The sequence below is a fragment of the Streptomyces peucetius genome, from assembly GCF_025854275.1.
Lineage (GTDB): Bacteria > Actinomycetota > Actinomycetes > Streptomycetales > Streptomycetaceae > Streptomyces > Streptomyces peucetius_A.
Genome location: NZ_CP107567.1, coordinates 2888007 through 2906951, shown reverse-complemented (window position 1 = coordinate 2906951; position 18945 = coordinate 2888007). Strand labels below are relative to the sequence as shown.

The window sequence follows — 18945 nt, the reverse complement described above, 5'->3', positions numbered from 1 at the left end:
CGATACGAAGAACACACTCTGACCCATGGAGTGGAACGCAGACGGGTTCACACCGATGGCCCCCGGTGCGAGGCTTGGGATCATGGACGATCTCCTCGAGCGGCTGCGCGACGGTCTGCCCGCCGAAGCCCTTCTCACCGACCCGGACGTCACCGCGTCGTACGGCAACGACATGGCGAGCTTCTGCGCGGCGGGCACCCCAGCCGTCGTGGTCCTGCCGCGCACCGTCGAACAGGTGCAGCACGTGATGCGCACCGCCACGGACCTGCGGGTGCCGGTCGTGCCGCAGGGGGCCCGTACGGGCCTGTCGGGCGCGGCCAACGCGTCGGACGGCTGCATCGTGCTGTCGCTGACGAAGATGGACCGGATCCTGGAGATCAGCCCGGTCGACCGGATCGCCGTCGTCGAACCGGGCGTCGTCAACGCCGTGCTCTCACGGGCCGTGGGCGAGCACGGGCTGTACTACCCGCCCGACCCTTCGAGCTGGGAGATGTGCACGATCGGCGGCAACATCGGCACCGCGTCCGGCGGCCTGTGCTGCGTCAAGTACGGGGTGACGGCCGAGTACGTCCTCGGGCTGAAGGTCGTCCTCGCCGACGGACGGCTGCTGGACACCGGCCGGCGCACCGCGAAGGGGGTCGCCGGATACGACCTGACCCGGCTCTTCGTCGGCTCCGAGGGCAGCCTCGGCATCGTCGTGGAAGCGGTCCTGGCGCTGCGGCCCCAGCCGCCGGCCCAGCTGGTGCTCGCCGCGGAGTTCCCCTCGGCGGCCACCGCCTGCGACGCCGTCTGCGCGATCATGGAACGCGGCCACACCCCGTCCCTCCTCGAGATCATGGACCGCACCACGGTCCGCGCGGTCAACGAACTGGCCAACATGGGGCTGCCGGAGACGACGGAGGCCCTGCTCCTCGCGGCCTTCGACACGCCCGATCCCGCGGCCGACCTCGCCGCCGTCGGCGCGCTGTGCGAGGCCGCGGGGGCGAGCGAGGTGGTGCCCGCGGACACCGTCGCCGAGTCCGAACTGCTGCTCCAGGCCCGCCGGATGTCGCTGACGGCCCTGGAGACCGTCAAGTCGGCGACGATGATCGACGACGTGTGCGTACCGCGGTCGAAGCTCGGCGCGATGATCGACGGCACGGCCGCGATCGCACAGAAGTACGACCTGACCATCGGCGTCTGCGCCCACGCCGGTGACGGCAACACCCATCCCGTCGTCTGCTTCGACCACCTCGACCCCGACGAGTCGCGGCGCGCCCGCGAGTCCTTCGACGAGATCATAGCGCTCGGTCTGGAACTGGGCGGCACCATCACCGGCGAACACGGCGTCGGGGTGCTCAAGAAGGAATGGCTGGCCCGCGAACTCGGCCCCGTGAGCCTCGAGTTGCAGCGCGGCATCAAGCAGACCTTCGACCCGCTGGGCATCCTCAACCCGGGCAAGCTCTTCTGACCCGTCCCGGGCGGACGCCGCCGGTCCACACCCCTCAGGCATCGCCGTCCTGCGGGTCACCGGAGGAGCCGTGCGCCCGCATCTCGTCCGCCCCGGCCGGAGCGAGCAGCTCCGCCAGGGCCTCGTCGAGGCCGAGCGCCGCCGGCTCCGAACCCGGCGGCACGACCCGCAGCGTCCGCTCCAGCCAGGCCGACACCCCTGTGGACGGCGCCTCCAGCAACGCCTCCCCATCGGGTGAACTCAGCGCCATGAGGATGACGCCACGCCCTTGGCTCTTCGACGGCCAGACCCGCACGTCCCCCGTGCCGCACGGCCGGGACACCCCTTCGATCAGCAACTCGCGGGCGAACGTCCAGTTGACGGGATGCTCGGAGCCGACGTGGAAGACGATGTGCACGGCATAGGGGTCGTCCGCACGGTAACTCAGCCGGGCCGGTACGGGGACGTTGCGCTCCGGCGACAGCACCAGCTTCAGTTCGAGCTCGCGTTCCACCACGTTCTGCATGGGTCTCTTCCTTCCTTCTGCGCCTGCTGCGGCGGCCCGGTGAGTGGGCCTCAGGGGAGGAGAGCGCCCTGCCCCGCGGTCATGACGCGACTTTCCGTAGTAACTTTCCGTGACTGTCCCGTGACTGGAAAGGGGTCGTTACGGCAGGACCGGCCCAGCGGTGCGCGCGGGTCTGATAGATGTGGTGCCTTGAATTGAGGCCTCGAAGAGATACGGGACCACGGTGATGAGCGCCCCAACCCCGGCGACCGGTGACGGCAGCCCCACGCCCGGCTACTACCCGGACCCGTCCATTCCCGGATATGTCCGGTACTGGAACGGAGCGGCATGGGTGCCCGGCACGAGCAGGCCCGCCCCCAAGGCGGACGAGCCGATGCCCGCCCCGCCACGGTCGGCGGCCTCCTCCGCGCCGGCCGCGTCGGCCGCCGCCCCGCCCGCTCCCTCGGTCGAGGAGACGGGCCCGGTGTTCCTCGACGAGGAGCCGTCGGACGAACCCTCCCGCCCCGAGCCCGCCACCGCCTGGCAGGCCGACACCTCGCGTCAGGCCGGTTTCGGCGGCGACCTCGACAACCGGGTCTCGTGGGGCGGCGACCCCCGTACCGCCGACCGGCCTGCGGCGTCCGGCGCACCGGCCGACCCGCGCCGCCCGGCCGAACCCGCCCGGCCCGCCGATCCGACCGGCGGCCGGCTTCCCGGCGTACGGTCCGTGGGCCCGCAGGCCGGGCCGGCAGCCGACGAGGTCCCCGGCGGCGTCCGTCCCGTGAGCACGTCATCCTCCGGTGAGCCGCCGGCGGACGGCACCGTCACCATCCGCGCCGTCCGTCCCGGCCAGGGGCCGGGCGCCAGTACGGGGCAGCCGGCAGGGGAGGGGACGTCAGCCCGCCGCACGCCGGGCCCGCACCAGCCGGCGGAGAACACCGTCACCATCCGGGCCCAGCGCCCGGGGCAGGCCGACGGCGCGGCGCCGCCGCGCCCGGGCGGCGGCGAAGCCGGGGCGGCTCCCGGCCGGCCGGGCCCGGCGCAGCACGGCCCGCAGTCCGCCGCCGCACCGCAAACGCCCGCCGCTGCCCGGACCCCGGCGGCCCAGGCGCAGCCGGCCCCGGCCGCCCAGCAGGCCCGGTCGGCTCCCCACGCCCAGCAGGCTCCCCACGCCCAGCCGGCCCCGCACGCCCAGGCCGCGCAGCAGGCCCCGGCCCAGCCCCAGGTGCCCGCACAGTCCCAGCCGCCGGTGACCAGCAGCGCCGGTGGCGGCGCCGCCTCGTGGGCGCAGCAGGTGCACCAGCTCGCGCAGTCGCCGGGCACCGCCGAGGGCGAGCCGGTCCTGCCCTGGAAGCCCCCGGTCAACGACCCGTTTCTCGCCGCCGCGCAGGCACAGGCGGCCGCCCGGCCCGCGGGTCTCGGCAAGCGGCTGGCCGCCCGGTTGATCGACACGGTGCTGCTCGGCGCGCTCGTCGGCGCGGTCGCCGTCCCGGTCCTCGCGCAGACGCGCGCCCACATCGACGACAAGATCGAGGCGGCGAAGCTGTCCGGCGAGACGGTCACTGTCTGGCTGCTCGACGGCACCACCGCCGGCCATCTGGGCATCGTCCTCGGTGCCCTGCTAATCCTCGGCGTGCTGTACGAGTCGCTGCCCACCGCCAAGTGGGGGCGGACGCTCGGCAAGAAGCTCTGCGGTCTGAAGGTCGTGGACATCGAGACCCACGAGCCGCCCGGTTTCGGCGGTGCACTGCGCCGCTGGCTCCTCTACGGCGTGCTCGGCGTCCTTGTCGTCGGTGTGCTCAATGTGCTCTGGTGCCTCTTCGACCGGCCGTGGCGGCAGTGCTGGCACGACAAGGCGGCGCACACGTTCGTGACCGGCTGACGCCGTCGTCGTAAGGCTCGTGCGGCGGTTCCCCCGAACGCCCGTGAGCCGTTGCGGGGCTCATGGGGCCGGGGTGCACTGCCCCCATGAGCAACGATCAGCCGCCGACCGGACCGCCGCCCGACGAAGACCCGCTCCGCAAGAGGCCGCAGGAGCCGAAGGAGCCCGGCGGGCCGACGCCGCCCCCCGGGAACGGCCCCGCCGCAGGCGGCAGTTCACCGTACGACTCGCCCTACGGAGGAACCGGCGGGGCGTACGGTGCCGGCGGCGGCGGGCAGCCCCCCGGGTACGACGCGGGCGCCTACGGCGGCCCGTACGGCGGCGCCGATCCACTCGCGGGGATGCCGCCGCTCGCCCCGTTCGGCAAACGGGTGCTGGCCAGGCTGATCGACATGATCATCGTCTTTGTGCCGCTGGTACTCATCTCCCTGTTCTTCGGCGGCATCGAAGGGACCTACGGCGGCGACGACTGGGACGAGGTCGCGGACCGGGTGAACTCCGGCGAGCAGTGGCTGTGGTCGCTGATCACCCTCGTCGCCTACATCGGCTACGACACGATCATGACGGCGAAGAACAACGGGCAGACCCTCGGCAAGAAGATCATGAAGCTGCGGACGGCGATGCTCAACGACGGCCGGGTGCCGGACGTCGGATCCTCGTTCCTGCGGGCGGCGGTGCTCTGGGTGCCCGCGCTGGTGTGCTGCTACTGCATCTGGTGGATCGTCATCGTCATCACCGTGCTCACCGACAAGCCGTACCGGCAGGGCCTGCACGACAAGGCGGGCAAGACCGTCGTGGTGTCAGCGGCGCAGTGAGTGTTCGCCGGTCCTGGCCTCGGCCCCGGTGTGCGCACGCGCCGCGGGGACCCGGGCGGTGAGTCCGTCAGGGGCGGCGGCCGGGACCGCTGCCGCGGCGGCGGCCCTGGCCGGCCCGGTCCTGCGGCGCACGGGCAGCGTCACCGCGACCAGGAGTCCGAGCGCCAGTGAGGCGATGCCGATCGCAGCGACCGCGACGCCGTTGGTGGTGCGGGTCAGCAGCAGGAGGGCGACGGTCGAGAAGACGACGGTGGCCGAACCGTAGGCGAGCTGTGCGGCAGTCGGACGCGGCATGACGGTATCCGTCCTCGGGACAGGGGCAGGTCGAAGTCTGGACAGTTCGCACTGACTTGAGACTCTACGATGCTGGATGCCCCTGCGGAACCGGCAGTAAGCGTGACCTAACACACGGTGCCGGTGCATGGGGGGCGCACTGGTTCATTCGTTCGGCCAAGTGGCCGAAAATGTGCGCCTCTTGTCCTGATTCGCCTTCGTCCGGATAACGGATCCGTGCTTCTGCATAGTGCAGTTGGCCTGTCCAAGTCAAGGTCTGTCTTTTCTCCCTCAACTCCGGTCGAATGTCGTCACTTGAGACGCGATACCGTGCGCGCGGACGACCCCACATTCCGGTCCGCAGCAGCGACGGGACGCGGGGGAGGACACCATCAAGTGACCAGTAAGCGACGGACGTTCAGAGCATCCGCGGTGCTCGTGGCCCTTGCCGCGACCACTGCGACCGCCTCGGCGTTCACCAGCGCGCAGGCCGACGGCCAGAAGTCGGCGGACCCTGCGGGCATCGAGCGGCACGACCCGGCACCGCACAAGGGCCATGTCGAGCACGACCTCGAAGGACCCTTCAGCAAGCAGGAGGAGGCACAGCGCCAGGCGGCCCTGGAGCAGGTCATATCCGGCAAGGCCGATGTGCGGACGCGTGGCGGCTCCAAGGTCGTCAAGCTCGACGACAAGAAGTACGTCGAGCTCGCCCGGGAGAAGACCGACAAGATCTTCACCATCCTCGTGGAGTTCGGCGACAAGGTCGACGACACGACGATGTTCGACCCGGACGGCCCCGACGGCCCCAAGCCGCCGGTCAAGAAGTACGGCGGCACGCCCGGGCCGCTGCACAACGAGATCGCCGAGCCCGACCGGTCGAAGGACAACTCGACCGCCTGGCAGGCGGACTACGACCGGGAGCACTTCCAGGACCTGTACTTCGGCACCGGCAAGGACGAGAACGGGCAGCCGAAGCACTCCCTGAAGACCTACTACGAGAAGACCTCCTCCGGCCGTTACTCGGTCGACGGCACGGTCTCCGACTGGGTCAAGGTCGAGTACAACGAGGCCCGTTACGGCTCCAACTACTGCGGCCAGTCCACCTGCGCCAGCGCCTGGGACGCCGTCCGTGACGGCGTCAACGCCTGGGTCGCCGACCAGAAGGCCAAGGGGCAGACCGACGCCGAGATCAAGGCGACGCTTGCCGAGTACGACAAGTGGGACCGCTACGACTTCGACGGCGACGGCAACTTCAACGAGGCCGACGGCTACATCGACCACTTCCAGTTCGTCCACGCGGGCGAGGACGAGTCGGCCGGCGGCGGCGCCCAGGGCCCCGACGCCCTGTGGGCACACCGCTGGTACGCCTACGGCACCGACGCCGGCAGGTCCGGCCCGGCGGACAACAAGGCCGGCGGCACCCAGATCGGCGACACCGGCATCTGGGTCGGCGACTACACCGTGCAGCCCGAGAACGGCGGCCTCGGCGTCTTCGCCCACGAGTACGGCCACGACCTCGGCCTGCCGGACCACTACGACACCTCCGGCGGCGGCGAGAACTCGACCGGCTTCTGGACCCTGATGTCGGCCGGCTCCTGGCTCGGCGCGGGCAAGGACTCCATCGGCGACCTGCCCGGCGACATGACCGCCTGGGACAAGCTGCAGCTCGGCTGGCTCAACTACGAGACGGCCAAGGCGGCGACGAAGTCCACCCACACCCTGGGTGTGTCGGCGTACAACACCAAGAAGCCGCAGGCGCTCGTCGTCGAGCTGCCGAAGAAGGCCGTCACCACGACTGTCGTGAAGCCCGCCCAGGGCTCCAAGCAGTGGTGGAGCGACATGGGTGACGACCTCAAGAACACCCTGTCCCGCACGGTCGACCTCACCGGCACGTCGACGGCTTCGCTGGAGCTCGACGGCTGGTGGGACATCGAGGCCGACTACGACTACCTCTACACCGAGGTCTCGACGGACGGCGGCGCCAACTGGACGCCGGTGGACGGCACGGCCGACGGCAAGGCCATCACCCGTGACTCGAGCGACAGGCCGGCGCTGACCGGCCCCTCCGAGGGCCACCAGAAGCTCGTCTACTCGCTGGACGCCTACGCGGGCCAGAAGGTCGACGTCCGCTTCCGCTACCAGACGGACGGCGGCGTCGCCGGCAAGGGCTTCGCGGCCGACGCCATCACCGTCACGGCCGACGGCGCGCCGGTCTTCTCCGACGACGCCGAGGGCGAGGTCGAGGGCTGGACCGCGGAGGGCTTCAGCCGCATCGGCGAGTCCTTCACGAACGAGTACGAGCAGTACTACATCGCCGAGAACCGCCAGTACGTGTCGTACGACAAGACCCTCGAGGTCGGCCCGTACAACTTCGGCTTCACCGGCGACCGGGCGAGCTGGGTCGAGCACTACCCCTACCAGAGCGGTCTGCTGATCTGGCAGTGGGACACCTCGCAGAAGGACAACAACACCAGCGCCCACCCGGGCCAGGGTCTCGTCCTTCCGATCGACGCCCACGCAAAGCCGATGAAGTGGTCGGACGGCAAGCTGCTCCGCAACAAGATCCAGACGTTCGACTCGACGTTCAGCCGGTACCGCACGGACAGCTTCTGGCTGCACAACGCGGACAAGCCGCACTGGATCGCCTCGCAGCGCGGCAACCCGGTCTTCGACGACCGCAAGGGCACCTACTGGTATGCCGAGAACCCGACGGGCAGCGTTCAGGTAACTGACACCAACACCAAGATCTCGATCGTCAAGGAGCCGCGCAGCGGCCAGACGATCACGGTCAAGGTCGGTCCGTCGACCAAGTAATTCGTAACACCGCAGGTCAAAGCATGATCGGCCGTCGCCCTCTAGCGGGCGGCGGCCGATCGTGTTTAGGTGCGTCTGACCGAGGTTCTTATTGACAGTGACTCACGGGGGAGTGGTTCCGCATGCCCGGCGGAGGTTTCTGCAAGCTGCCGAACGGCAGTGTCGTCGTCGCGCTCAGCCTGCCCAGCCCGGCCGACGGCGGAGGAACGGTTCGCTTCCTGGTCCACGCGGCGAACCGCGCGCGAGCGCTTACGCGGCTGCGGAATCTCGGCTTCAGGGCGGTGTATCTGCGGGGGAACGCGGAGCCGCCGACGCCGGACGAGATCACGGCGGTGCTGCACCACCCGGAGGGCCTGCTGTGGCGCGCCGACGAGGGCGCCGCCTCCCCCCTCTGGCACCCGGCCCGCGCCCTCCTCCGCCGCCCAGCCGCCTGACCCCTCCCCGGGGCTCTGCCCCGGGGACTGCGCCTCAATCGCCGGCGGGGCTGAACGTGCCCCCGGCGGCCGAACGTGCCTTCGGTGGGGCTGGAGATGCCCGTGGCGGGACCGGATGTGCCGCCAGGGGCTGGTGTGTGCCGCGGAGCGGCAATTCCAGCCTGGCCGGGGTACTCCCCCGGCCAGGCCAGGCGGTAGGGGGAGTTTGAGGCCACCGCGCGGAGCGCCGTCCCTGGGCACGGGGCCGGGGCCCGGCCCCGTGCCCAGAAACGGCCCGGGCCACGGCCACGCTGCGCGGCGCGGCAGGGCTTCCGCCCCGTCCTCGTGCTCGCGTCAATGTCTCCCCATGTCCGGCGGTTCAGAGCCGGGGCCTGCCCCGCAGCGCGGCGGAGCCCCGCTGCGGGGGAGCGGGCTACGCCGCGCGCACACAGGTGTCGGGTCCGGGGCGGAGCCCCGGTTTCGGGAAGGGCGGGGAGGGGACAAGCCCCGCGCAGCGGCCCCGGCCACCGGCAGGCCGGACGTCACCCGGCCCGACCCCGTCCGGGCGCGGGACGCCCCAATGGTGCGCGCCAGGCAGACGACCGGCTCGGCGCGGGACGCCCCCCTGGCGCGTGCCCAGGCCCCGCCGCCCGGTCAGACGACCGGCTTGCCGCTCAGCTCGACGCCCGCCCCCCGCAGCTCCTCCAGCGCCCGCCCGGTCGTCTCCGGCGACACCCCGGCCGTCAGGTCGAGCAGCACCTGCGTCGTGAAGCCCTCACGGGCCGCGTCCAGCGCCGTCGCCCGCACGCAGTGGTCGGTCGCGATGCCGACCACGTCGACCTCGGTGACGTCACGCGCCCGCAGCCACTGCGCGAGCGTCGTCCCGTTCTCGTCCGTACCTTCGAAGCCGCTGTAGGCCGCCGCGTACGCGCCCTTGTCGAAGACCGCGGAGATCGCGCCGGAGGCGACGGCGGGGGCGAAGTTCGGGTGGAAGCCGACACCCTCCGTGCCGGCCACGCAGTGCGGTGGCCAGGAGACGGCGAAGTCGGGGTTGTCGGAGAAGTGGTCGCCCGGCTCGATGTGGTGGTCGCGGGTGGCGACCACGTAGCGGTAGCCCGGCTGGGCGTTGCCGATCAGCTCCGTGATGGCGGCCGCGACGTCGGCTCCTCCCGCCACCGCGAGACTGCCGCCTTCGCAGAAGTCGTTCTGAACGTCCACGACGATCAAGGCGCGGTGCATGGCGGGCTTCCTTCGGTGGCTTCGGCGGGGACGGTCGGAACGGCGGACGGGCGGGACGGGCACGAACTACCGAGCGTAGACACTCGCCACGCCGTGCGGGAGGGTGCTGCGGCCCGCAGTCATGGCCCGCGGCGTACACGTGCCCGATCGCGGGCGCTTCATGCACCCCGCAGGCGCCGCGGGCGCCGCAGGCACCGCGGGCCTCACGCGTATTCGGTCGGGATCACCGGTTCACCCCGGGACAGCTGGATCGCCGACATCGGCAGCCCGGCGCGCGCCGCGATGTGCCGGTCACGGGCCGCGTCCAGCGGCTCGCGGGCGACGACCTCGCCGCCCTTGACCAGCTCCACCAGCAGCTGCCGCTCGGCGAGCTCCGCGGGCACCTCGCCGACGCCGACGACCTCGGCCTCCGCGATGCCGTCGGCGTCCCGGCGGCGGGCCGCCCACTTGCGGCCGCCGATGGACAGCTTGCCGCCCAGGGACTTCTTGGCCACCGGCTGCAGCGGCGCCGACGGGTCGGCGGACTGGGCGCGCGCCACGAGCTTGTAGACCATCGAACAGGTGGGGTGGCCGCTGCCGGTGACGAGCTGCGTGCCGACCCCGTACGCGTCGACGGGGGCCGCGGCCAGCGAGGCGATCGCGTACTCGTCGAGGTCGGAGGTTACGACGATCTTGGTGTCGGCGGCGCCCAGCTCGTCCAGCTGCTGGCGCACCCGGTGCGCGACGAGCAGCAGGTCGCCGGAGTCGATGCGTACGGCCCCGAGCTCCGGGCCGGCGATGTCGACGGCCGTACGGACGGCCTCCGCCACGTCATAGGTGTCGACCAGCAGGGTCGTGCCCCGCCCGAGCGAGTCGACCTGGGCCTGGAAGGCGCCGCGCTCGCTGTCGTGCAGCAGGGTGAAGGCGTGCGCGCTGGTGCCGACGGTGGGGATGGCGTAGCGGAAGCCGGCGGCCAGGTCGGAAGTGGAGTCGAAGCCGCCGACGTACGCGGCACGGGCCGCGGCGACGGCGGACAGCTCGTGGGTGCGGCGCGCGCCCATCTCGATGAGCCTGCGTCCGCCCGCGGCGGCCGACATCCGCGACGCTGCCGCGGCGATCGCGGAGTCGTGGTTGAGGATGGAGAGGATCACGGTCTCCAGCAGCACGCATTCGGCGAACGAGCCCTCGACCCGGACGATCGGCGAACCGGGGAAGTACACCTCGCCCTCCGGGTAGCCCCAGATGTCGCCGCGGAAGCGGTAGCCGGCGAGCCACTCGAGCGTGGGCTCGTCGACGATGTGCTGCTGCCGCAGGAAGCCGAGGACGCCGGCGTCGAAGCGGAAGTTCTCGACGGCGTCCAGCACGCGGCCGGTTCCGGCCACCACGCCGTAGCGGCGGCCCTCGGGCAGGCGCCGGGTGAAGACCTCGAAGACGGAACGCCGGTCGGCCGTGCCGGCCTTCAGCGCCGCCTGCAGCATCGTGAACTCGTACTGATCGGTGAAGAGCGCGGTCGACGGCACGTCCACCGGCAGCCCAAGGTCTGCAGCGTTCATGGCGGCGATGCTAGCGCACATTTCGTCACTCTGACGAGATCCCGTTTCCGACGGGTCGTCATGATGCGGCGGGGCCGTTTGTGCGATGCGGCCCCTCGGGTGGCAGCATGGGTGGAGTGACGATGCCCGTAGAGATCGAACGACCGGAGTCGGCGGAGGAGACGCACGTCGTCCCCGAGCCCGATGTGCCCTGGGTGACGCTGGTGCACAACGACCCGGTCAATCTGATGAGCTATGTCACCTATGTCTTCCAGGCTTACTTCGGCTATTCGAAGGACAAGGCGCACAAGTTGATGCTCGACGTCCATCACAAGGGGCGCGCCGTCGTCTCCAGCGGCAGCCGCGAGGAGATGGAGCGTGACGTGCAGGCGATGCACGGTTACGGACTGTGGGCCACGCTCACCCAGGACCGCGGCTGATGAGCTCTCACTTCGAGCCGCTCCAGGGCGGCGGCGCGTCCGTACGCCTTGACGAGGTCGAGGTCGCGATCCTGCGCTCCCTCGCGGTCCAGCTTCTCGAACTGATCGGGCCGGGTGACGAGCCCGCCGAGGGCGAGGACCCGCTGGCCGCCCTCTTCGCCGAGGGGCCGAGCGAGCCGCCCTCCGATCCGGCCCTCGCCCGCCTCTTCCCGGAGGCCTACGCCGACCCGGAGGCGGGGACACCGGACGAGGAGCTGCGGGCCGCGTCCTCCGAGTTCAGGCGCTTCACCGAGAAGGACCTGCGCACCCGTAAGCGCGATGACGCCCTCGCGGTCGTGAAGACCCTCGATTCCCTCGGCACCGTCGGGGACGACGGCGCCGTGCTGGAGCTGGGCTCGGACGACTGTCTCCACTGGCTCGGTGCTCTCAATGATCTGCGGCTGACCATCGGCACCCGGCTCGACGTCGGCGAGGAAGACGAGAACGCCGCCCTGTACCGCCTCCCCGACTCCGATCCGCGCAAACCCATGGTCATGGCGTACCTGTGGCTCGGTGCGCTCCAGGAGACGCTCGTCGAGACGCTGATGCCCTGAGATCGGTGCATGGTGCACCTACACGACCCGCCGGATCGGTGCATATTGCACCTGATGGGTCCGTTCGCTCAGCGGAGGCTCAAATCCGCATAACGATCCCGTCACCGCTCCTGGGATTCTCCTGCCCACAAGCCCTTGACGGCATGATGTGTGATCTGCGTCACTAACCCCCGGGCGAAGTGCGTGGTAGAACTTCGCAACTCGTCCCGCGAACGTGTCCCCTCGAATCCGCGGGCAGTGGCCGGTTTCCGCCGGCGTAAGAACTGAAGCGCCGGTGTCCGATGTCCGCGGACGCCTGCCGGTGCCCCAGTCGCCGATCGGACAACGGCGTTCGCTCACATCCGCACCGTAAGGCCGGTCGCTGCGCCCTGCGCGCGGCGGCACCCCCTCCCCCCGAGGTAGTCAGATGTCACTTGACAGCATCGCCCAGAACATCGATGAGGCCGTCAGCGGTTTCTTCGATCCGGTCTCGACCTTCCTGATGGATGTGGTCTTCTACACCGTTCCTGTCTTCGGAACGGAATTTCCGTTGATCGTCGGCTGGCTGGTCGTGGCTGGGGCGTTCTTCTCCGCCTACTTCGGGCTCGCGCAACTGCGCCACATCAAGACCGCGCTCAAACTCGTCCGCGGCAAGTACGACCAGAAGAACGCGCCCGGCGAGGTCAACCACTTCCAGGCGCTGACCTCCGCGGTGTCCGGCACCGTCGGCCTCGGCAACATCGCCGGTGTCGCCATCGCCATCTCCATCGGTGGTCCGGGCGCCACGTTCTGGATGATCCTCTGCGGCCTCCTCGGCATGGCCACCAAGTTCGTCGAGTGCACCCTGGGCGTGAAGTACCGGGAGATCGACGCGAACGGCAAGGTCTCCGGCGGGCCGATGCTCTACCTGCGGAAGGGTCTGGCGGAGCTCGGCAAGCCGGCTCTCGGCAAGGTGCTCGCCACCCTGTCCGCCATCATGATCCTCTTCTTCACCTTCTTCGGCGGAAACCTCTTCCAGGTCAACCAGTCGCTGGCGCAGCTGACGAAGGTCACGGGCGAGGAGGACAGCTTCTTCGCCGGTTCGGGCGGTGCGCTCTTCTACGGCCTGCTGATCGCCGCTCTCGTCGCCCTCGTGCTCATCGGCGGCATGCGCTCCATCGGACAGGTCACCAGCCGCCTCGTGCCGTCCATGGCGATCATGTACGTCATCGCCTGTCTCCTCGTCATCAGCTTCAACGTGACCGCGGTTCCCGACGCGATCGGCACGATCTTCACCAGCGCCTTCGACCCGAGCGGCGTCGCCGGTGGTCTGATCGGCGCCCTGATCGTGGGCTTCCAGCGCGCGGCGTTCTCCAACGAGGCCGGTATCGGTTCGGCTCCCATCGCCCACTCCGCGGTGAAGACCAAGCGCCCCGCCACCGAGGGTCTGGTGGCCATGCTGGAGCCCTTCATCGACACCGTGGTCATCTGCACCATGACCGCCCTCACGATCGTCATCGCGGGCGGCCCCGCGTACCTCGACGCCCGTGAGAAGGTCGCCAACGGCACCGGCGAGGTGGGCGGCACCGGCATGGGCATCGAGATCACCTCGGACGCCTTCGGGACGGCGCTGCCGTGGTTCCCGTACCTGCTCACCGTCGCCGTGATCCTCTTCGCCTTCTCGACGGTCATCACCTGGGGCTACTACGGCCAGAAGTGCTGGACGCACCTCTTCGGCGCCAGCAAGGCCTCCGAGATCACCTACAAGATCGTCTTCTCGGTCATGGTCGTGGCGGGTGCGCTGCTGTCGCTGGGCACCCTGGTGGACATGTCGGACGCCTTCCTCTTCATGGCGGCCCTGTTCAACATCACCGGCCTGTACTTCCTGGCCCCTGTGGTCAAGAAGGAGCTCGTCAAGGTTCTCGACTACGTCCGCCGCAGGGACGCCGGAGAGAGCGACGAGGAGATCGAGGCCTCCGAGCTCGCCGAGGAAGCCGCCCGCGCGCAGGTGCCCGCCAACTGACGCGAAGCGCTTCTCCCGCTCCTCCACCCCGGGCCCCGTCCGCACCGTCATCGGTGCGGACGGGGCCCGGGGCCGTTCCGCGTCCCCCGCCGTTCCCTCAACGGACACTCAAAACCGGATAACGATCCTCCCAAGGCGGATCGACCTCTTTGCCGACGACTGCGGCATTCAGCCCTCTATGGCCGTGACATGCGCCACTCGGCAGCCGTCCGGCCGTCCTCCGGCCCGTGATAGATCTTCACGATCGCTCGGGGACGCCACCCCTGTTCCCGAGTGCGCTCGAGCCGGCGGACCGCCGCTCGTACTCCATCCATATCCGGGGGGATCAGGACCGGATCCGTTGCCGCACCACGCGGCGGCGCGGATCGGTATGGAGAAAGGCGCACCACCATGACCTCGTCGCAGGTCGAACAGAAGCAAACGGGCGAAGAGGACGCGAACGAGGGTTACCAGCGGGGGCTGGGCGCCCGGCAGATCCAGATGATCGCGATCGGCGGCGCCATCGGCACCGGTCTCTTCCTGGGCGCCGGCAAGGCCATCTCCAAGGCCGGCCCCAGTCTCGTCCTGGCGTATGCCGTCGCCGGCCTGGTGATCTTCTTCATCATGCGGGCGCTGGGCGAACTGCTCATGTACCGCCCGGTGTCGGGGTCCTTCTCCGAGTACGCCCGTGAGTTCATCGGCCCGTTCGCCGGCTTCGTCACCGGCTGGACGTACTGGCTGTTCTGGGTCGTCACCGGGATGACCGAAGTCACCGCGGCCGCCCAGTACATGACGTACTGGTTCGACCTTCCGCAGTGGTTCTCCGCACTGGTCTTCACGGTCGTCCTGTACGGCGCGAACCTCATCTCGGTGAAGCTTTTCGGCGAACTCGAGTTCTGGTTCTCGATGGTCAAGGTCACCGCCATCATCGGCATGATCCTCATCTGCCTCGGCATCCTCACCCTCGGCTTCTCAGACGCCGGCGACACCGCCTCCGTCACACACCTGTGGGCCGACGGCGGCTTCTTCCCGAAGGGCATCGGCGGCACGCTGATGACCCTGCAGATCGTGATGTTCGCGTTCCTCGCGGTGGAACTGGTCGGCGTCACCGCGGGCGAGTCCAAGGACCCCGAGAAGACGCTGCCCAAGGCCATCAACACCGTGCCCTGGCGCATCGCCGTCTTCTACGTCGGCGCGCTGATCATGATCCTCTCGGTGGTCTCCTGGACCAGCTTCCAGCCGGGCGTCTCACCGTTCGTCGCCGCCTTCGACAAGATGGGCCTCGCCGTCGGCGCGGGCATCGTCAACTTCGTCGTGCTCACCGCGGCTCTGTCGTCCTGCAACTCGGGCATGTACTCCACCGGCCGGATGCTGCGCGACCTCGCCCTCAACCACCAGGGCCCCCGGGCGTTCACCCGCCTCACCAGGAGCGGCACCCCGCTGATCGGCACCACCTTCTCCGCGCTGCTGATGCTGATCGGCGTCTGGATCAACTACCAGTGGCCGGGCGAGGCGTTCGAGATGGTCGTCTCCTTCGCGACCATCTCCGGCATGTGGGCCTGGATCATGATCCTGGTCAGCCAGATCCGCTACCGGGCCATGGCGGACCGCGGCGAACTGCCCCAGTCGGCGTTCAAGGCGCCCGGCGCCCCATTCACCAGCTGGTTCGCCCTCGCGTTCATCGGCATGGTGATCGTGATGATGGGCATCGACAAGGACGCACGGATCTCGCTGTACTGCGCACCGGTGTGGGGACTGCTCCTCGGCGTCGCCTACCTGGTGCTCAAGAGCCGGAACCCGCACGGCGTCGCCTTCGCCAAGAAGACCTGACGGGAGTCCTGGCAGGAAGTCCCGACAGGCGTTCCGGCAGGAGGTCCGGATCCGTGCCTGACCGCCGCCCCGGCGCCGCGTTCCGACCCTGCCGTCCAGCATCCGGGCAGCGCCGTACCGCCCATCGGTACGGCGCTGCCCGTCTGCTTATCCTGACCCCATGCTGACCATCACCCAGGCCCTCTTCGACCAGATCGTCGCCCACGCCCGCGAGGACCACCCCGACGAGGCCTGCGGCGTCGTCGCCGGACCGGAGGGGTCCGGGCGTCCCGAGCGCTTCATCCCGATGCTGAACGCGGCCCGGTCGCCCACGTTCTACGAGTTCGACTCCGGGGACCTCCTCAAGCTCTACCGCGAACTGGACGACCGCGACGAGGAGCCGGTGATCATCTACCACTCGCACACGGCGACCGAGGCGTACCCGTCCCGCACCGACGTCAGCTACGCCAACGAGCCCGGCGCCCACTACGTGCTGGTCTCCACCGCCGACACCGACGACGCGGGACCGTTCCAGTTCCGCTCGTTCCGCATCGTGGAGGGCGTGATCACGGAAGAGGACGTCAAGGTCGTCGAGGCGTACTGAAAGGTGCCCCGGGGGTGCTCGCGGGCGCTCGCGGTGGTCGGGCCACACCGGGCCCCGACCGCTCGACGACTCCCGACCGGGGCGGCATCGCACCTCCGGGCCCACATGCTGAGCAGCGAAAGTCCATCATGCGAGATCACACTCCGGGATGCGGACCGGGAATCGATACGATGACCGCATGGTTCTCCCTGACGTGAGCGACAAGACGCCGAGCACGCTGCTGCTCGTGGCGCGGCTGCACGTCGACCTGTGCCGCCTCGCGAGTGCGATGTGTACGGACCGCGCCCTTCCGCGTCCGTAACCACCTGACGTACGAGCGCACCACCAGCCAGCACGAGCCCCCGCGCGGGGGCAACAGCCGCGCGCCCCTACGCCACCACGACAACAGGAGCCCCTGTCATGGCCATCGAGGTCCGCATCCCGACCATCCTCCGCACCTACACCGACGGCGCCAAGGCGGTCGAGGGCAACGGGGACACCCTTGCCGAGCTCTTCGCCGACCTCGAGAGCCGCCACAACGGCATCGAGGAGCGCATCGTCGACAAGGCGAACGGCGACCAGCTGCGCCGCTTCGTGAACGTCTACCTCAACGACGAGGACGTCCGCTTCCTCGACGGCATCTCCACCAAGCTCTCCGACGGCGACAGCGTCACCATCCTCCCGGCCGTCGCCGGCGGGATGGTCTGATCCCCGATGCGCTACGACTCCCCGCTGGCGGCCGTGGGCAACACACCCCTGGTCCGGCTCCCGCGCCTGTCCCCGTCCGGTGACGTCCGGATCTGGGCCAAGCTCGAGGACCGCAACCCCACCGGCTCGATCAAGGACCGCCCCGCCCTCCACATGGTCGAGCAGGCGGAGAAGGACGGCCGCCTCACCCCCGGCTGCACCATCCTCGAGCCCACCAGCGGCAACACCGGCATCTCGCTGGCGATGGCGGCCAAGCTCAAGGGCTACCGCATCGTCTGCGTCATGCCGGAGAACACCTCGCAGGAGCGCCGGGACCTGCTCAAGATGTGGGGCGCCGAGATCATCCCGTCCCCCGCGGCAGGCGGCTCCAACACCGCCGTGCGCGTCGCCAAGGAACTGGCCGAGCAGAACCCGTCCTGGGTGATGCTCTACCAGTACGGAAACCCGGACAACGCCGGCGCGCACTACGCCACCACCGGCCCGGAGATCCTCGCCGACCTGCCGTCCGTCACCCACTTCGTGGCCGGCCTCGGCACCACGGGCACGCTCATGGGCGTCGGACGCTACCTGCGCGAGCACAAGCCCGACGTGAAGATCGTGGCCGCGGAACCGCGCTACGACGACCTCGTCTACGGCCTGCGCAATCTCGACGAGGGCTTCGTCCCCGAGCTGTACGACGCCTCCGTCCTGACCACCCGCTTCTCGGTCGGTTCCGCGGACGCCGTCACCCGCACCCGTGAACTCCTCCAGCAGGAGGGGATCTTCGCCGGCGTCTCCACCGGCGCGGCGCTCCACGCCGCGATCGGTGTCGGCAGGAAGGCGGTCAAGGCGGGGGAAACGGCGGACATCGTCTTCGTCGTCGCCGACGGTGGCTGGAAGTACCTGTCGACGGGCGTCTACACGGCCGAAACCACCGAAGCGGCGATCGACACCCTGCAGGGCCAGCTCTGGGCCTGACCGGACCTGCCCCGCGCCGGTGCTCACGCCGGCACCCGCGCCGGTCACAACTTCATACGAACTGTGCGATGTCACCCCTCGTCCCACCCCCGGGACGGGGGGTGACATCGCACACAACACGGGGCGGCTGAGGAGCGACCGGCCCTTTCGCGCCTTACGCTCGACGGACCGCACGACCTTTCCCCAGCCCTCCCCGTCCACGGAGGTTCCAGCTCCATGAAGCTCACCGTCGTCGGCTGCTCCGGGTCGTTCCCGTCCGCGGAATCGGCCTGCTCGAGCTACCTCGTAGAGGCCGACGGCTTCCGGCTGCTCCTCGACATGGGCAACGGCGCCCTCGGCGAGCTGCAGCGCCACTGCGGTCTCTACGACCTCGACGCCATCTTCCTCAGCCACCTTCACGCGGATCACTGCATCGACATGTGCGGCTACTTCGTCGCGCGCTACTACCGCCACGACGGCGGCCGCTGCCCCGCCATCCCGGTCCACGGCCCCGAGGGCACCGAACAGCGCCTGACCACGGCGTACGCCGACACGCCGTCCGCCTCGTCCATGAGCGAGGTCTTCGACTTCCACACCCTGAAGCCGGGGCACTTCGAGATCGGCCCGTTCTCCGTGCGCACCGAGAGACTGGCCCACCCCGTCGAGGCGTACGGCATCCGGCTGGAGCACGGCGGCAGAACACTCACGTACTCCGGTGACACCGGTGTCTGCGACGGCCTGGACGACCTCGCCGCGGGCGCGGACCTCTTCCTGTGCGAGGCGTCCTTCACGCACGGCAAGGAGGACATCCCCGACCTCCACCTCAACGGCCGCGAGGCGGGCGCGTACGCGCAGCGCGCGAACGCCGGCCGGCTGGTCCTCACCCACATCCCCCCGTGGACGGACCCCCAGCAGACCCTGCGCGACGCCACGGCCGTCTACACCGGCCCGACGGACGTCGCCCACCCGGGCGCGGTGTACGAGATCTGACGCGTCTGACCTCTGACGGACAACGGCCGAAGCCCCCGCCCTGGA

18 protein-coding genes are annotated in these 18945 nt (G+C 70.0%); 14 read left to right on the top strand and 4 right to left on the bottom strand.

The window, feature by feature from the left end:
• Positions 1–82 precede the first annotated feature (82 nt).
• Positions 83–1450 (top strand): FAD-binding oxidoreductase, encoded by a 1368-nt coding sequence (locus tag OGH68_RS13270; protein ID WP_264243735.1) that lies wholly within the window; start codon positions 83–85, stop codon positions 1448–1450.
• Positions 1451–1484: 34 nt separating this feature from the next.
• On the opposite strand, the gene OGH68_RS13265 is transcribed toward OGH68_RS13270, so the two are convergent.
• Positions 1485–1955, bottom strand: coding sequence for an SsgA family sporulation/cell division regulator (locus OGH68_RS13265; protein WP_264243733.1), 471 nt, complete (start codon positions 1953–1955; stop codon positions 1485–1487).
• Positions 1956–2181: 226 nt separating this feature from the next.
• Here OGH68_RS13265 and OGH68_RS13260 point away from each other — a divergent pair, with 226 nt between their 5' ends.
• Positions 2182–3816 carry an RDD family protein gene (locus OGH68_RS13260; RefSeq protein WP_264243730.1) on the top strand — a complete coding sequence of 545 codons (1635 nt, stop codon included), beginning with the start codon at positions 2182–2184 and terminating at the stop codon, positions 3814–3816.
• 86 nt (positions 3817–3902) lie between these two features.
• Positions 3903–4631 carry an RDD family protein gene (locus tag OGH68_RS13255; protein ID WP_264243729.1) on the top strand — a complete coding sequence of 243 codons (729 nt, stop codon included), beginning with the start codon at positions 3903–3905 and terminating at the stop codon, positions 4629–4631.
• On the opposite strand, the gene OGH68_RS13250 is transcribed toward OGH68_RS13255, so the two are convergent.
• Positions 4617–4925 carry a hypothetical protein gene (locus OGH68_RS13250; RefSeq protein ID WP_264243727.1) on the bottom strand — a complete coding sequence of 103 codons (309 nt, stop codon included), beginning with the start codon at positions 4923–4925 and terminating at the stop codon, positions 4617–4619. The genes OGH68_RS13255 and OGH68_RS13250 overlap by 15 nt on opposite strands.
• Before the next feature lie 375 nt (positions 4926–5300).
• Between OGH68_RS13250 and OGH68_RS13245 the strand changes: the two genes are divergently transcribed.
• Both OGH68_RS13245 and OGH68_RS13240 read left to right on the top strand, forming a co-directional pair.
• On the top strand, positions 5301–7718 hold the full coding sequence (locus tag OGH68_RS13245; protein WP_264243725.1) for an immune inhibitor A: 2418 nt from the start codon (positions 5301–5303) through the stop codon (positions 7716–7718).
• Between the two features lie 122 nt (positions 7719–7840).
• A complete protein-coding gene (locus tag OGH68_RS13240; RefSeq protein ID WP_264243722.1) occupies positions 7841–8152 on the top strand; it encodes a hypothetical protein in 312 nt (103 codons plus the stop codon).
• A 633-nt stretch (positions 8153–8785) separates the two neighbouring features.
• On the opposite strand, the gene OGH68_RS13235 is transcribed toward OGH68_RS13240, so the two are convergent.
• Positions 8786–9370: an isochorismatase family protein gene (locus OGH68_RS13235; protein ID WP_264243720.1), complete on the bottom strand. Its 585-nt coding sequence runs from the start codon at positions 9368–9370 to the stop codon at positions 8786–8788.
• 203 nt (positions 9371–9573) lie between these two features.
• A complete protein-coding gene (locus OGH68_RS13230; protein ID WP_264243717.1) occupies positions 9574–10902 on the bottom strand; it encodes a nicotinate phosphoribosyltransferase in 1329 nt (442 codons plus the stop codon).
• Positions 10903–11009: 107 nt separating this feature from the next.
• Here OGH68_RS13230 and clpS point away from each other — a divergent pair, with 107 nt between their 5' ends.
• The 9 genes from clpS (at position 11010) to OGH68_RS13185 (ending at position 18900) form a co-directional block, all read left to right on the top strand.
• The gene (gene clpS / locus OGH68_RS13225) at positions 11010–11321 is read left to right on the top strand and encodes an ATP-dependent Clp protease adapter ClpS (protein WP_100107345.1); all 312 of its coding nucleotides are present in this window, start codon (positions 11010–11012) and stop codon (positions 11319–11321) included.
• Positions 11321–11914 (top strand): DUF2017 domain-containing protein, encoded by a 594-nt coding sequence (locus tag OGH68_RS13220; protein WP_264243715.1) that lies wholly within the window; start codon positions 11321–11323, stop codon positions 11912–11914. Before clpS ends, OGH68_RS13220 begins: the two co-directional genes overlap by 1 nt.
• Positions 11915–12320: 406 nt before the next feature.
• The gene (locus OGH68_RS13215) at positions 12321–13895 is read left to right on the top strand and encodes an alanine/glycine:cation symporter family protein (protein ID WP_264243714.1); all 1575 of its coding nucleotides are present in this window, start codon (positions 12321–12323) and stop codon (positions 13893–13895) included.
• A gap of 390 nt (positions 13896–14285) precedes the next feature.
• Positions 14286–15704 (top strand): amino acid permease, encoded by a 1419-nt coding sequence (locus OGH68_RS13210; RefSeq protein ID WP_264243711.1) that lies wholly within the window; start codon positions 14286–14288, stop codon positions 15702–15704.
• Positions 15705–15864: 160 nt separating this feature from the next.
• Positions 15865–16287, top strand: coding sequence for a M67 family metallopeptidase (locus tag OGH68_RS13205; RefSeq protein WP_264243709.1), 423 nt, complete (start codon positions 15865–15867; stop codon positions 16285–16287).
• Between the two features lie 178 nt (positions 16288–16465).
• Positions 16466–16588 (top strand): putative leader peptide, encoded by a 123-nt coding sequence (locus OGH68_RS13200; RefSeq protein WP_264250456.1) that lies wholly within the window; start codon positions 16466–16468, stop codon positions 16586–16588.
• 98 nt (positions 16589–16686) lie between these two features.
• Positions 16687–16974 (top strand): MoaD/ThiS family protein, encoded by a 288-nt coding sequence (locus OGH68_RS13195; RefSeq protein WP_264243707.1) that lies wholly within the window; start codon positions 16687–16689, stop codon positions 16972–16974.
• 6 nt (positions 16975–16980) lie between these two features.
• Positions 16981–17931: a PLP-dependent cysteine synthase family protein gene (locus OGH68_RS13190; RefSeq protein ID WP_264243704.1), complete on the top strand. Its 951-nt coding sequence runs from the start codon at positions 16981–16983 to the stop codon at positions 17929–17931.
• A gap of 216 nt (positions 17932–18147) precedes the next feature.
• Positions 18148–18900, top strand: a complete 753-nt coding sequence (locus OGH68_RS13185; RefSeq protein ID WP_264243702.1) for an MBL fold metallo-hydrolase — start codon at positions 18148–18150, stop codon at positions 18898–18900.
• Positions 18901–18945: the final 45 nt, after the last annotated feature.

What these genes read in the sequence shown, in the direction of transcription:
- OGH68_RS13270 (WP_264243735.1), top strand. Translation starts at nt 83, where the DNA reads ATGGACGATCTCCTCGAGCGGCTGCGCGACGGTCTGCCCGCCGAAGCC.
- OGH68_RS13265 (WP_264243733.1), bottom strand. Translation starts at nt 1,955, where the DNA reads ATGCAGAACGTGGTGGAACGCGAGCTCGAACTGAAGCTGGTGCTGTCG.
- OGH68_RS13260 (WP_264243730.1), top strand. Translation starts at nt 2,182, where the DNA reads ATGAGCGCCCCAACCCCGGCGACCGGTGACGGCAGCCCCACGCCCGGC.
- OGH68_RS13255 (WP_264243729.1), top strand. Translation starts at nt 3,903, where the DNA reads ATGAGCAACGATCAGCCGCCGACCGGACCGCCGCCCGACGAAGACCCG.
- OGH68_RS13250 (WP_264243727.1), bottom strand. Translation starts at nt 4,925, where the DNA reads ATGCCGCGTCCGACTGCCGCACAGCTCGCCTACGGTTCGGCCACCGTC.
- OGH68_RS13240 (WP_264243722.1), top strand. Translation starts at nt 7,841, where the DNA reads ATGCCCGGCGGAGGTTTCTGCAAGCTGCCGAACGGCAGTGTCGTCGTC.
- OGH68_RS13235 (WP_264243720.1), bottom strand. Translation starts at nt 9,370, where the DNA reads ATGCACCGCGCCTTGATCGTCGTGGACGTTCAGAACGACTTCTGCGAA.
- OGH68_RS13230 (WP_264243717.1), bottom strand. Translation starts at nt 10,902, where the DNA reads ATGAACGCTGCAGACCTTGGGCTGCCGGTGGACGTGCCGTCGACCGCG.
- clpS (WP_100107345.1), top strand. Translation starts at nt 11,010, where the DNA reads ATGGGTGGAGTGACGATGCCCGTAGAGATCGAACGACCGGAGTCGGCG.
- OGH68_RS13220 (WP_264243715.1), top strand. Translation starts at nt 11,321, where the DNA reads ATGAGCTCTCACTTCGAGCCGCTCCAGGGCGGCGGCGCGTCCGTACGC.
- OGH68_RS13215 (WP_264243714.1), top strand. Translation starts at nt 12,321, where the DNA reads ATGTCACTTGACAGCATCGCCCAGAACATCGATGAGGCCGTCAGCGGT.
- OGH68_RS13210 (WP_264243711.1), top strand. Translation starts at nt 14,286, where the DNA reads ATGACCTCGTCGCAGGTCGAACAGAAGCAAACGGGCGAAGAGGACGCG.
- OGH68_RS13205 (WP_264243709.1), top strand. Translation starts at nt 15,865, where the DNA reads ATGCTGACCATCACCCAGGCCCTCTTCGACCAGATCGTCGCCCACGCC.
- OGH68_RS13200 (WP_264250456.1), top strand. Translation starts at nt 16,466, where the DNA reads ATGGTTCTCCCTGACGTGAGCGACAAGACGCCGAGCACGCTGCTGCTC.
- OGH68_RS13195 (WP_264243707.1), top strand. Translation starts at nt 16,687, where the DNA reads ATGGCCATCGAGGTCCGCATCCCGACCATCCTCCGCACCTACACCGAC.
- OGH68_RS13190 (WP_264243704.1), top strand. Translation starts at nt 16,981, where the DNA reads ATGCGCTACGACTCCCCGCTGGCGGCCGTGGGCAACACACCCCTGGTC.
- OGH68_RS13185 (WP_264243702.1), top strand. Translation starts at nt 18,148, where the DNA reads ATGAAGCTCACCGTCGTCGGCTGCTCCGGGTCGTTCCCGTCCGCGGAA.